This is a genomic window from Paenibacillus aceris (genome assembly GCF_017874035.1).
GTDB classification, from domain to species: domain Bacteria; phylum Bacillota; class Bacilli; order Paenibacillales; family NBRC-103111; genus Paenibacillus_E; species Paenibacillus_E aceris.
In genome coordinates this window covers 1-13,105 of sequence record NZ_JAGGKV010000013.1, presented here as the reverse complement: position 1 = coordinate 13,105, position 13,105 = coordinate 1, and the positions used below count along the sequence as shown (strand labels likewise).

Below are 13,105 nucleotides of genomic sequence, written 5' to 3'. Positions count from 1 at the left end.
TGTACTCCCCTCATATCATCATTGTTTCTATAAGATACATTTCGAATATGAACCCAATATGAACAAACATCAAAAAAAGCTTGGAAATAAGCTTTCCAAGCTTTCAACGTTCATTACTTCTTCAATTGATAGGTTAAGATAGGAATTGTGACTAAAAATTGGGAACCTTTTCCTTCTTGACTCTGTACTTCAATCGTTCCTTGGTGCAGATCAATGATTTTCCGAACAATCGCAAGTCCAAGCCCGCTGCCGGTGTCCCGCTGCCTGGCTTGATCTACTTTGAAGAATCGTTCAAAAATTCGTCCTTGATCCTCTTCCGACATACCGATTCCATTATCTTGAATCCAGACCTGAACACGGTCTCTTAATGGGACAAGCTTTATAAAAATATGCCCGCCAGCCGGCGTGAATTTGACCGCATTCCCAATCAGATTCATCCAAACTTGGTTTAACTGATCGGCATCCGCCGAAATTTTCACTCGCGGTAATGACAAATCCATATCAAGCTGTTTCTCTGACCATAACGGCTCATAGAAAACAACGATTCTTCTTAGCTGCTCATCCAAATCAAACGTTGTCCGATGAAACGGATGATGCTCGGATTCCAGCGAAGCCAACTTTAACAAATTATCACTTAGCCGGGACAAACGATCACTTTCCCGTTCAATGATTTCCAGGTAGCGCAGACGCTCTGACTCCTCGATTTCGGACCCTCGCAATGCTTTAGAGAAGCCGCGGATCGACGTAAGCGGAGTTTGAAACTCATGCGACACATTCGAAACAAAATCCTGCCGCATCTGCTCAAGCTGTTTCAGCTCGCCTGCCATATGATTAAAACTGTCTGCCAGCTGTCCCAGCTCGTCCTTCTGCTTCACAGTAACATGCACATTGAAATTTCCTCGAGCGAGCCGCTGCGTGGCCAGAGTCAATTTATTCAGCGGATTGACCAGGTATCGCGAAGCAACGAGAATGAGCAAGCTGCCCACGACAAGCACAATAACAAGAACCGTAATGATCGCTGTCTGCACTTGACGACGGGTCGCTTCAGATAAATTCGGATGAATGAAGAGAGCAAACGTCTTATCTCCGACCTTAAGAGGGATGCCTACTTTCATATCGCTGAGTGGATCTCTTATCATGCCATAATCCAAGCTTTTGAATACGCTGCCTTTCAAAACAAAGGCTACTTCCGCTGCGTTGATACGAGGGACTCCGTTTTTATTTAATGAAACTACCGTCATCGGCTCGCCATTCTCGTTAAACAGCGTGAAAATATAATTTTCATTAAAACGGTTGCTCTCCGTCACGAAAGTATCCAGCTGCCTCACCTGCATATCCTCGCTAAGCTTAACGATCTGACTGCCTATCGTGAGCATTTCATCCTGAAATTCACTTGTTATCAAGCTTCTGAAAAATAACGTTGCCAACGGAAAGGCTACAGACACACTCACGACCACAACGGCCAAGAAAGTCAGCACTACGCGCAGGTAAAGCGACTTTATCATGCGTTCACCTCAAGTCGGTATCCCAAGCCACGGATCGTGACGATTCGAAACTCCTCCGTTAGCGGTTCAAAACGCTCTCGTAATCTTTTGATATGCACGTCAATGGTCCGATCGTCACCTTCGTAATCGATCCCCCAAATTTGTTCAATCAGCTGCGTTCGCGTAAAGATTTGCGCCGGATAACTGGCCAGCTTATACAGCAGTTCAAACTCTTTCATCGGAAGTGAGAGCCTCTGATTCTGTAAGCGAACCTCAAAGGCCGTTCGGTCAATGATGACATTTCCGACCGCAATCGTCTGAGAGGCGTTGATGCGATAGCGCTTCAAGAGAGCTTTGACCCGCATGACAAGCTCCAAAGGGTCAAAGGGCTTCACGAGGTAGTCATCCGTCCCCAGTTGAAACCCTTTCACCTTGTGGACGGACTCGCTTTTGGCCGTCACCATCAGAAGAGGCATATCGTCGTAGCGAGCCCTTAACTCGCGGCAAAGCTCCCAACCGTCCATCAAGGGCATCATAATATCCAGAACGACTAAATCCGCCGGGGTCGTTTCCAACATGCTAAGCGCTTCAACGCCATTGCTGGCTTGCATCACCGTTAAGCCTTCTCCCACCAAGTAAACGCGTATCAACTCCCTGATATCCGCGTCATCATCCACCACCAAGATTCTGGTCACGATACGCCCTGCCTTTCCTAAGCTTCCAAGCTTTCTTTACAAATATGGAATAGGGTCCTTCGAGCCCGCTTCCTCAAAGCCTTTCAAGCGCAAACGGCAGCTGTCGCAAACTCCGCATGCTTCGGCTTTCCCATTGTAGCATGATGTTGTCAACTCGTACGGAACGCCGATTTTCAAACCTTCCTCAATGATTTTCGCTTTCGTCCAGTCAATGAGAGGCGTTTGTATCGTGATGCCTTTGCCTTCAACACCCACTTTAGTTGCAAGGGCAATGACTTCCTCTACTTTATGAATAAATTCAGGACGGCAATCCGGATACCCGCTGTAATCCAGGGCGTTCACTCCGATATAAATCGCTTCGGAACCCGTTACTTCCGCATAAGACGTTGCGATCGAAAGAAAAAGCAGATTTCGTCCCGGCACATAAGTCACAGGGATTTCAGATTCTTCGGATTCTCCGTTCATAACGTTCGGCACGTCAATACGATCGTCCGTTAATGCGCTGCCGCCAAAATCACGCAAGAAATCAAGTTTAATAATCTTGTGGCGCTGGCTCACACCATAATGCTCCGCGACTTGCTTCGCATTTTCCAATTCAATTTTGTGGCGCTGTCCATAATCAAAAGAAATCGGATATAGGTCGTATCCAGCCTCTTGGGCAAGGCCCATGCAAGTTGTGCTGTCTAATCCGCCGCTCAATATAATGACGGCTCGCTTCTTGTTATCATTGCTCACGCTCATGAAGGACACCTCTTTATTTTTCTATTATAGTGGAAAAAGGGATACCACGGCTGGCGCGCGACTAAACGCCGCGCATCGCCGGATCCCAAATGATTTTGTGAAGCTGCATATTCAGCTTTACTTTGGAAAGCCCCGCTTCCAGCATAAGCTGGACAAGTTTGTGCGGCGGCATTGTCTCCCATACCGGACTGAACATCGGCAGCGCCTTTGTCGGATACTTCTCGAGCACGTCCACCGCGGTGCGGAAATCGTGATCGCTGCCGATCACGAACTTCAGCTCATCCTGCTCGCGCAGCAGCGCGAAGTTATTGACAATCATCTGCTCCATCTCACCGGAGTCGGGCAGCTTAAAGTCCATGATGTATCGCACCTTTGGCGAAGCAACACGCTCTACAAACATAGCGAGATCGATCGCGCCGTTCGTCTCGATGTGCAGGTCATCGACCTGCTCCAGCTCTGCGAGCGCTTCGATCAGCGCAAGCGACTTCTCGCCATACAGGAGCGGCTCGCCGCCGGTCAAGCAAATATGCCGGGAGCGGAACGTTGTGACTTTGCTGATAATATCAGCAATGGTCATGACGTTTTCCGCCTCCGCGGGCGGGTAGCTGTACTTGGTGTCGCACCAGGTACAGCGCAGGTTGCAACCAAAAAGACGGACGAAGACCGTTGGGAACCCGGCACGGGTCCCTTCGCCTTCAACCGTCTCGAAGATCTCGACCATCGGAATGCGGATATCTCGCATTACTCTTCCTCCTCCATCATCGAGCGAGTGATGGCCGCGTAAGAGGTCGGCGTCTCCCACAGGCGGATTTCCTCCAGCTTAATCGCTGGATAAAGCTCCTCTTCCAGAAGCGCCTGATGAATCTCCTCGTACATCCAAACAACCATATTTTCAGCCGTTGTATTCATAGGCGGCAGCACATCATTCAAATATTTATGATCCAAACGATCGATGACGCGTTCTTTCGCAATACGTTTAATATCTCCAAAATCTATCGCGATCCCCCGGCTGTCTACTTTGCCGCGCATAATTACTTGCAGCTTATAAGTGTGGCCGTGCAGATTTTTACATTTTCCCTCATAACAATGCAAATGATGCGCACTGTCAAACGTAAATTCCTTGGAAATCAAAACGGATTTGTGATGATATTTTAATTGACTCTCTGTGATGTCACGCCCCAACATTTGCACATCTCTGGGGATTTCATAGCTCATATCTATCACCTCTTAATTTTGAAAAAAACAGTACTCTACATTATATCATGAGGTGCCCATTTCTCACAATCTATCTAAATCTGGAGGATTCCGCTTTCGTTTTTGCTTCCAATCCAGATGTCCCCTTATTTCCTGCATCCGCTCATTCTCATCACGCAAATCCGATTCAATCATCGCCATCAAACATTCGATCTGATCGACAACTGTATCCGGAAGCTCTACCTCTTCCACAGATTTTACGATATATAGCAGGCATTGCAGCGTTTCGTCCATCAGGCTTTTCTTCTTACCGGTAAGGACAACTTCGGACAAAAAAATGAGGTGGCTCAGCTCTTTCTGCGTCATTTTCAAGAGGGACATCCCCTTTCTTATTTCCATTATCCAACATTTTCCGACATCCCGAAAGTCCCCTTGACAACTCCAACTATAACATTTATGATTACAGTAAATTGTTATTATTTCTTTTACAGTTCAACATCTTTTTTTCAAGCATTTTACAGCATGTTTTTGAACCTTAGAAAACAAACTAAAAAGAATAATTTCAGATCCTTGGAGGGAAATTACATGAGCACACAAGTACAATCCGCTGTTTTAAAAGTTTTGGAAGAACGTCATTCCGTGAAACAATATCAAGCTGGGCACAAAATGCCGCAAGCTGATCTAGAGCAACTTTTAACTTCTACATCCCAAGCCCCATCCTCTTGGAACCTGCAGCATTGGAAGCTTCTCGTCATTGACGATCAAGCACAGAAAGAGAAATTGCTCCCAATTGCCTACGGTCAAAAACAAATCGTCGAAAGCTCCGTGGTTATCGCTGTTCTGGGTGATCTCGAAGCTAACAAAAATGCTGAGCTCGTTTTTGGTCCTGCCGTAGACGCTGGCTTCATGCCGAAACAATTGAAAGACACCTTGGTTGCTCAAATCGAAGGCGCTTATCAATATCCGCAAGTTGCTCGTGATGAAGCAATTCGCAATGCTTCCCTTGCTGCTATGCAGCTTATGATTGCTGCTAAAGCAATGGGATATGACACTTGCCCAATGGGCGGATACGATGCCACTAAGTTCGTAGAAGCATTCAACGTTCCAGCCCGTTATGTACCGGTTATGCTAATTAGCGTTGGTTTGGCTGCATCTCCAGCTCGTTCTGCCGGCCGTCTTTCCTTAGATCAAATTACAGTTTCTAACACATTCTAATCGTACAAAAAAAAGGCATGAGTCTCCTACCAGTTTGGGAGTTCATGCCTTTTATAGTTGAGCTGTTAATGCAGTTGATCCGTTTCAAACCAAATTTCGTCGATCAGCTTATTCCGGTACAGCATAGATACATTGAAAGTTTCGTAATCTTTTTCCTTATCCAACTCTTCTAGCAGCAATGCCGCAATTAGCTCCCGATCATCCGAGTCTCCCGGCTCACGGAAATCAATGAATCCGGTTAGCTGACGAGAACTAATGTCCACCGTTGCCGTTCCAATGGGTAAACCGCCATACGACTGCTGGTAAATTTCATACGTCAACGTGTCCCCATCGTCTCTCGCCAAAATAATCGAGTAATCCTCTCGATTGGGCGGAATAAGGGACTCTGCCTTAATGTCATCCACCAGATCCAACAAATCTATATGCGTTAATTCCACCGTGTCGATCATTTCACCATTATAGATCATATTGAAAATAAACGTATCCGTTTCATCCTCGTCATAATCAGCCACAACAAGCTCCGTCACTGTGTCCATTTCTTCATCAAACGGATCGAATTGCCACATAACTTCCCCAACCACGTCGGAACCGTACATATGTGTGATTACTTCTGCAACCAGTTCCGACTCCTTATCATAAACATGGTATTCCACACGGTTTCTGTACTCGCCCACATTCACAAGCTCATAACCCAACTGCTGTCTACGCTGCTCAATCATATCCAAACTTTCCGGACCGTTCGTCCCTTCGATATCATCAAACCGGGTCTCATCATCGTTTACCCATTCATAGTCGGCATCATCATCATCCAAATAATAATGGTTTGAGCGAGTATCCTCCTCAACAACCATCTGCCCGATGGCATGATCCGTCGCAATCACAAAATCATAGTCACTATAACTGACGACTACTTCGCACTCCTTAATGTTTAGTGCATCAATCACATTCTGAACGTAAGACTGGGTGAATTCATACATCCTATTCTTGTCCACCTGATTAATGGACTGCCGCTCCAGATGAATCGAGCCTTTAAGTCGATCCGATTCCCTGTAGACTAGCGTTAACGTACCGACAAACTCCCCATTATACATAATATCGCAGACTTCTCCGCCTGCTGTTTTCAGGTCGGGTCTAAGCATCATATCGGCCACGACTTTTTTCGCCTCCTCTACAGATCTTGTAATTCTTCTGTAGATTGTCCCAATATCGTCCAAAATATGAGTATACAGGATAAACGTCTATACACTTCTGTCCTTCACTTCATATGCTAACCTATAGACTAAGAAGGAGGGATTCTGACATGTCTGCTGGGCATAATAACGTAGGTGCTATCTTAGTTCTTTTCATCTTGCTGGTTATCATCACTAGTGCTTTTGTTATTTAATAATTAACTAACCACAAAGACTGTTCCTTTCCTCATCTGATGAGGGGGAACAGTCTTTTTTTATTCGTTATATTGATTTAAGCGTTGGCGTTCTGCTTCTATAGCAGCGAGTTTTTTTTGCATGCTTGGCCCGGCATCTATATGAATGATATGTTTGTCAAAAATCTTTTTCGCTCTTGCTAATTTCCCTGATCGCATGGCCAATTCTCCAAGTGATACTTCAGCTTTCCACTCACCGATCTGGTAATCAGCACTTACATTTCCACGATATGCAGGTAAACTTGTCAATGATTGCTTAATGCTCGCTTCCGCTAGCCGGAGCAATTCATCAGCCTGTCTAATACGTACTTGGGCAAGCAAATAATGTGCATCAGGAAATTCAGGATGCGTCGCAATTACTTTATGGCAATAGGCTTCTGCTTCCTGGTAATTCTTACGTTTTAGCATCAACTGAATGAGCAGTCTATAGATTTCCGGCATCCTTCCGAATGCTTTGGTCTGCTGACCTAAACGTTCAGCCTCAAGCAATGCCGTGTGCGCTTGCTCTTCGTAACCTAATCCAAGTGACTCTCTCCCCAAAAATAACCAGTGCCCAGGATTGCTTGGCTCTTCCTCGATCATGTATTGGAGCAAGCGATGATTTCTTTCCAGCTTGCCTTTGTTACTCATAACAGCAGGTTCATATCCGGTATGATTCAGTCTGATTTTTACTGCACGGCGGTATGTATCATTCTCATATATTCCTTTGGATGTACCCACCTGCTCATGAATACGGCCATAGTAACGCAGCCCTCTTCGTACCGGAAACATGCGAACTTGAGAAAAATCATGACGAACACTGCCGTTCACCTGATTCAAATGCCATGCATGGAGAATCGGGACATCCTTTACATGATTGAAGACGCCTGCCGCTTCCCTTACGGAAGGGGCATCCTCGGGGACAAGCCGTTCATCCGCATCCACCCAAAGCACCCAATCCGACTGCACATATTGAAGTCCCTGATTACGGGCGGCAGCAAAGTCATCTTCCCACTTAATCCGGACAACCTTTACCTTTGGATACTGCAGGGCGATCTTGGATGTATCATCGGTTGAGGAATCAATAACGATGATTTCATCAACAGCGTCTTGTAAAGCCTGAATGCATTTGACAATGTTAGCAGCCTCATTGTATGTCAGGATTGCCGCGGCAACGGTTACCTTGGGAACTAACAGTAACTGATCGATATCCAATCGCGGCTCGCCTAATGGTACATGTTGCAAACCTTCATAAATATGATTGACCCATTGCGCTTGGGGATCAAGCAGCCAAGCACGATCAAATGCTTTCCTGGATGCTTGTCCGAAATTTTGGAGTAAAAGCGTTTCACCAAGAAGCACCCATAGTTGGGCATTTAGTGAATCTCGACTTATTGCTAGCTTCAACTCAGCCTCGGCTTCCAAATACTTCTTTGCTTCGATAAGAGAAATAAGCTGATCTTGTTGATTTCGCATAGTCAGCTAATCCGTTGGCTGATTCATGTAAGGGATATAAGGAACATAGTAAATTCGTTTACCTTCATCAAGATCAATTTTAAATAAAATCTGTGTGTGTGTCGGAACATTAGCCTCTAATCGAATTGACATCAATGAACTTGTCTCATAGGTCCAATGTATCTCATCATTATATGTTTCCGGTATTACTGAAACGGATTGTCCTATATTGTATGGCCCTGTCCAATAGCCATCATTATAATAATCTGGATACAGTGATCTAAGACGAATAGCTGGAATATTTGTTTCAGGATACAGGGTGTCTTCTGTGGAAATAACCCTGAAGTTAAAGTCATCCTGATATAGAATCGATTGGGTTTCTCGATTATGTCCATAAATTTTTATTTTTGATAAACTCTCTGTTCGGCCTTTTGCATCAAACTTCAAATAAACATTTTGATACACCGAAGCTGTAACTGCATTACTGTCTCTTTTATGTATATCCGCGTTTGTAATTTCTGTATAATTAAAAGCATCGAAACCAACATCACTTTTGTAATCAAATATGTAACTGCTTGTTCCGGAAGCATTTGATTCATACATATCTAGGGAAGCAGGGAACGGATCTTGGATAGCATGTTCAATATCTACATTTAGTACCGATTGAAAAGACGTATTCTCACGCTCATGCGCGCGAAGTTCCTTAATTCTCTTTATGCCATTCGGCATTGAAGAAGATAAAGATTCCCAAGTCAGTATTGGCGATGAGTCAAGTGAAATCGTATTGATCGCTGTGCCTGGCGAACCATAGCCTTCCACAACAATCTCATAGTCCAGAGCAGAGTTTTCTGCATCAAAAAACACTTCACTTAGATCAATCTCAGCATCATTGGATAAATACATAATCGGATTGTTCACACCATCGAGCGAGAAGTGTTTGGCTAATACACTATCTGTTTTTAATTGTGGCGGCGTGTTAACCGTACAATGAAAAGGGATGATTCCTCTGGTCATGCCGCCATGGTGATCGACGACAAGAACGTTCAGATCGAAATCACCTGCAGTTAACGGAGTTAACTCATATCCATGACTGTTGTCATACACTTCATCTATTCTTATATTAGGGTTGTTTCTGTCAATGAACACAACATCTAACTCATCGTAATCGTAATCTCCAAAATAACTTTGTAAACTAGCACGAATCGTCTCCCTCGAGATTTTCTCCCCAACTACACCTTGTAACCGGTTAGTCATATTCAACTGATAAGGTGCAGAATTATCCAGATGATAATCAATAGGGCTATCGTTAACAATAGTTAGAGGGCTTACATTGCCGAGCAAGCTTTTCACCTTATCATGCGACTGTAGTTCTAAAGGCATTTGACTCATCATTGTAAACACATTTGAAAGATCAAACTTATATGTGTCCGGATCTCCAGTATTCGGTACAACAACGACTTCAAAACTGTCTGTGAAAGGCAGGTACGACATCTCTTCACCTGCTGGGTATTTCATTCCGCTTACTGTGAAGGTTGCTTTGCCGATTTCTCCAGCCTTGATCTCATAAAATTCATCTACACCTAAAGTGCGGCTGCCTCTTGCTGTATTCATCTCATTTTCATTCTGTGTAATATTCAAATCAGCTGCATCATATAGTGCTCTCAAAGCATCTAAATCAATGTATTTCGTTCCGTTTGCGGGGATAACAATCGTATCTATATGATCAACGTGTTCTACCGGAAGTTCAACTTCCGTATTTGCCGCAACAGGAACAGCCATAAACGGCACCGCCAGCATAGCCGTACTCGCAATAGCCCCTACTATCTTTTTCTTGTTGCGAAAATTCTTCTGCTCTCTCCCCATCATTTACACCACCGTCGTCTAGTTATTTCCCTCATTCTACCATAGCAAAGTAGTAGGAAGAACCCCCTGAAACGACAAAAATCCTCAAAAAACGAGGATTTTGCAGGAAATTAATAGGATAAACAATATTTAACTAGGGCTTTATGCACACCCTCATCGTTATTTGATGCAGTCACCGCATCCGCGGCTTCCTTCACGCCTTCAGGCGAATTTTCTACTGCGATACCAAGCCCGGCAAATGCCATCATTTCCAAATCGTTATAGTAATTACCGATGGCCAGGATTTCGCTCGATTCGACCTCTAATGAGGCTGCCAAAGCTTTCAGCGCATTTCCTTTATTAGCCTTCGCGCTCATCACATCAATAAATAAATCGCCGCTGCGAATCATCCGGAGATGTCCGTAAAGCTTCTGCTCCTCCCATTCCCGCTGAACACGATCCAAGACCTCTGGCTGACTAAAAAGCGTAAATTTCACAATCGGCATTCCCAGTTCAGATACATCCGTCACGAGTTTGGGAGTAATCAGAAACTTGTTGTACATCATCTTCTCGTATTCCCCAATACGCTCAATATACATGTTAAAGGATGTGCAGACATCGAAATGAATGCCTTCTCTCCTTACATAATCCAACATAGGCGCTATTTCTGGCAGCGTAAAAGAAAACTCATTGATTAATGATTGCCCGCGTTCATCCGCATGAACCGTTGCCGCCCCATTATGTGTGATCATCGTTCCTTCTAATCCGAGTTGTTGCAGGATAGGCAGCGTACTGCCCGGGGCTCTTCCGGTACACAGTACGATATGACTTCCTTGATCATGAACTTCCTGAATCGTTTCAATCGTCTGCTCGCTTAATTCGTGCTCGTCATTCAAAAGCGTTCCATCAACATCCAATGCAATTAAACGATAGTTCAAGGTTTTCGCTCTCCCTTATGCTTAGCCTTTTTATCGACTAATTGTATCATACGACGGCTCGCTATTCCTATTATTATTGAACTCTATGAACACCGACGGATTGATTGACATTACCGATAATGTGGATGGGAACATCTTCTGTCTTAATAACTCCGTTACGATATCGTATCCGAAAATGAATGGTTTGCAAGCCTGGCGGCAGCCCCTCCGAGAATGACTGAAATCTAGCATCGAAAATTTCTCCGCTAAACTTGGTTGCATCTCCTGCTGCAGCAGTTAGCCGTTCTGATACATACAGCGTTTTAGCGTCCAAACCAGTTGTATCCATCCACGCCGTAACCTCGTCAACAGGAGCCGGCGAGCTCTGACAAGCTACAACGAATATTTCCCCGGAGTAGAAGTCCTTCGGCGCTGCTGCGGTCTGGTGACCGCTTTTTTCATGTAACAGCAGCCAGTTATCGGTATAAGTTACGTCGGAGTGAATCGTCAGTGGCGCTGCTGCAATCATTTTAACAGTTGAACTCGATAGCAGCCCATCTGAAACCGTAAGCGTCACCTTATACACGCCGGGAGCTAGAAACTCATGTCTGAAATCTTGTGAGGACGATGTAATCACAGCCCCATCAGGTTGCTCCACTTTCCAAGCATAGCTAAGAGCATCGCCATCGGGATCAGAAGAGGAGTTGATGCTTTGAACCACATCGCCTTCCCAGACCGGTTTAGGTGTCCAATCAAATTCAGCTGCAGGAGCCCGATTGATATAATAGGAATAGGTGAGGATAATCCTCGACTACACGTTAGGATTTCCTTTTCCCCTCCTTCACACCGTACGTGCCACTTTCATGGCATACGGCGTTCCATCTAAGAAATGTTTATGTATAAATCAATTTTTCTCTTAACGCCGAGATTTTCTTCCAAGTTTGGTTCTCTAAATTGGAATGATCCTTATTGTCGTGAATCATCTGATGACAGGTTTTATGTGTACTTATCAAATTCGGGACTCTGTTTATAAGGTCTAGTGATAACTTAGGGTCAACATGATGTGTCTCTAAATTATTAAGAATCTCTTCACCACAAACTTTACATTTTCCTTTGTCTCTGTTGAACGCATATGCGCGGTTTAGATAATATTCAAAATTGTATATGCGTCGAGTCAAGCCTCTAGAGATCAGCTCTGATAATTGTGTGGTTAATAGTTCATCCGCTCGAATCTTCAGAGGTTTCTTTCCCGTTCGGCTAATGTATATTTGTCTACCCAAATGAGAATAAGGCGTTTCATCAGGGATTTTTTGGTGTACCCTTTTCCATTTACAAAACCCAATACATGTTATTCCTATTAGGGAATTAAAATATGTAATAGTTGCGAGTTGTGTTTTGTAATTCATATGGATTGAGTTAAGATTATTTACCTTATTGGCAGGTTTCCACTGTCCGTTAAACCTTTTCAACGAGTTAATACCTGCGTATCCAAGAATTCGGGAGTATTTTCTAAGTATTATGTGTACCCAAGTTGCATTCTCGTAGTAATTAATAAGTCCACGTATCTTGCTATTGATGAGGTTAATATGATGAATGACATCTTCGATTCTTGTGAATCTTCTTAACCTCTTTATCTCTTGATGGATTGTTATTATTTTACTTCTGAGTTTTTGTCTGTTGGGAACAGTTCTTGTTATAAAACCATTTTCATTAGATGTTTTAACAAGTTTGTATTCGTATCCTAGGAATTTAACGTAATCTTTCCTAACATTAGTTATCAGAGTTTTTTCCGCTGATAGTTCCAGTTGGAGCTTGTCTTTAAGAAAGGTTGTAATACTACGTTTCCATTCCTCAGCGTTTCTCTTGTTGTTAGTCACAATTACCCAGTCATCGGCGTAACGAATAAGATATGCAGGTCTAAGTTTAGTCTTTTTTAATGCCCTAATTCTGTGTCTTTTATCTGCATATTTATATTCTGTTTGTTTTTGTTCCCATTGTTTGTTGATCCAATGATCGAAGGTATCTAGGTAGGCATTAGCCAATAGAGGAGAGATAATTCCACCTTGGAGACCTCCGAAAAAGTGGTTCCATATTACTAATTTGTCGCTGATTTAGAGTAATTTAAGCCGTTTTAGGGCTGAATCGCTAAGGAAAAGCCTT

General features: G+C 43.9%; 14 protein-coding genes. 2 read left to right on the top strand and 12 right to left on the bottom strand.

The genetic code is table 11. From position 1 onward, the window contains the following. Nucleotides 1–113: 113 nt before the first annotated feature. The 6 genes from J2Z65_RS21795 to J2Z65_RS21770 form a co-directional block, all read right to left on the bottom strand. Nucleotides 114–1,505 (bottom strand): HAMP domain-containing sensor histidine kinase, encoded by a 1,392-nt coding sequence (locus J2Z65_RS21795; RefSeq protein ID WP_167058196.1) that lies wholly within the window; start codon nucleotides 1,503–1,505, stop codon nucleotides 114–116. Continuing rightward, nucleotides 1,502–2,179 (bottom strand): response regulator, encoded by a 678-nt coding sequence (locus J2Z65_RS21790; protein WP_167058193.1) that lies wholly within the window; start codon nucleotides 2,177–2,179, stop codon nucleotides 1,502–1,504. Before J2Z65_RS21790 ends, J2Z65_RS21795 begins: the two co-directional genes overlap by 4 nt. A gap of 36 nt (nucleotides 2,180–2,215) precedes the next feature. Continuing rightward, the gene (gene queC / locus J2Z65_RS21785; protein WP_167058190.1) at nucleotides 2,216–2,920 is read right to left on the bottom strand and encodes a 7-cyano-7-deazaguanine synthase QueC; all 705 of its coding nucleotides are present in this window, start codon (nucleotides 2,918–2,920) and stop codon (nucleotides 2,216–2,218) included. 61 nt (nucleotides 2,921–2,981) lie between these two features. Further along, nucleotides 2,982–3,662, bottom strand: a complete 681-nt coding sequence (locus J2Z65_RS21780) for a 7-carboxy-7-deazaguanine synthase QueE (protein ID WP_167058187.1) — start codon at nucleotides 3,660–3,662, stop codon at nucleotides 2,982–2,984. Further along, nucleotides 3,662–4,135 (bottom strand): 6-carboxytetrahydropterin synthase QueD, encoded by a 474-nt coding sequence (gene queD, locus J2Z65_RS21775; protein ID WP_167058184.1) that lies wholly within the window; start codon nucleotides 4,133–4,135, stop codon nucleotides 3,662–3,664. The genes J2Z65_RS21780 and queD overlap by 1 nt, the downstream gene beginning before the upstream one ends. 63 nt (nucleotides 4,136–4,198) lie before the next feature. Then, nucleotides 4,199–4,480 (bottom strand): hypothetical protein, encoded by a 282-nt coding sequence (locus J2Z65_RS21770; RefSeq protein ID WP_240159707.1) that lies wholly within the window; start codon nucleotides 4,478–4,480, stop codon nucleotides 4,199–4,201. A gap of 219 nt (nucleotides 4,481–4,699) precedes the next feature. Here J2Z65_RS21770 and J2Z65_RS21765 point away from each other — a divergent pair, with 219 nt between their 5' ends. Further along, the gene (locus J2Z65_RS21765; RefSeq protein ID WP_167058178.1) at nucleotides 4,700–5,329 is read left to right on the top strand and encodes a nitroreductase family protein; all 630 of its coding nucleotides are present in this window, start codon (nucleotides 4,700–4,702) and stop codon (nucleotides 5,327–5,329) included. A 65-nt stretch (nucleotides 5,330–5,394) separates the two neighbouring features. Here the strand turns inward: J2Z65_RS21765 and J2Z65_RS21760 are convergent, their stop codons facing one another. After that, a complete protein-coding gene (locus J2Z65_RS21760; protein WP_193580924.1) occupies nucleotides 5,395–6,471 on the bottom strand; it encodes a hypothetical protein in 1,077 nt (358 codons plus the stop codon). Between the two features lie 158 nt (nucleotides 6,472–6,629). Between J2Z65_RS21760 and J2Z65_RS21755 the strand changes: the two genes are divergently transcribed. Beyond that, the gene (locus J2Z65_RS21755; RefSeq protein ID WP_167058617.1) at nucleotides 6,630–6,713 is read left to right on the top strand and encodes a hypothetical protein; all 84 of its coding nucleotides are present in this window, start codon (nucleotides 6,630–6,632) and stop codon (nucleotides 6,711–6,713) included. 60 nt (nucleotides 6,714–6,773) lie between these two features. Here J2Z65_RS21755 and J2Z65_RS21750 read toward each other — a convergent pair whose 3' ends face one another. The 5 genes from J2Z65_RS21750 to J2Z65_RS35905 all read right to left on the bottom strand — a co-directional run bounded on the left by J2Z65_RS21750 (nucleotide 6,774) and on the right by J2Z65_RS35905 (nucleotide 12,999). Then, nucleotides 6,774–8,207 carry a glycosyltransferase family 2 protein gene (locus tag J2Z65_RS21750; protein WP_167058172.1) on the bottom strand — a complete coding sequence of 478 codons (1,434 nt, stop codon included), beginning with the start codon at nucleotides 8,205–8,207 and terminating at the stop codon, nucleotides 6,774–6,776. A 6-nt stretch (nucleotides 8,208–8,213) separates the two neighbouring features. Beyond that, the gene (locus tag J2Z65_RS21745; protein WP_167058169.1) at nucleotides 8,214–10,052 is read right to left on the bottom strand and encodes a hypothetical protein; all 1,839 of its coding nucleotides are present in this window, start codon (nucleotides 10,050–10,052) and stop codon (nucleotides 8,214–8,216) included. A gap of 107 nt (nucleotides 10,053–10,159) precedes the next feature. Next, the gene (locus J2Z65_RS21740; RefSeq protein ID WP_167058166.1) at nucleotides 10,160–10,966 is read right to left on the bottom strand and encodes a Cof-type HAD-IIB family hydrolase; all 807 of its coding nucleotides are present in this window, start codon (nucleotides 10,964–10,966) and stop codon (nucleotides 10,160–10,162) included. 73 nt (nucleotides 10,967–11,039) lie between these two features. Then, entirely contained in the window at nucleotides 11,040–11,726 is a 687-nt protein-coding gene (locus J2Z65_RS21735) for a PKD domain-containing protein (RefSeq protein WP_338111681.1), read from the bottom strand. A gap of 112 nt (nucleotides 11,727–11,838) precedes the next feature. Then, nucleotides 11,839–12,999 carry a group II intron reverse transcriptase gene (locus J2Z65_RS35905; RefSeq protein WP_338111680.1) on the bottom strand — a complete coding sequence of 387 codons (1,161 nt, stop codon included), beginning with the start codon at nucleotides 12,997–12,999 and terminating at the stop codon, nucleotides 11,839–11,841. Between the last annotated feature and the right edge of the window lie 106 nt (nucleotides 13,000–13,105).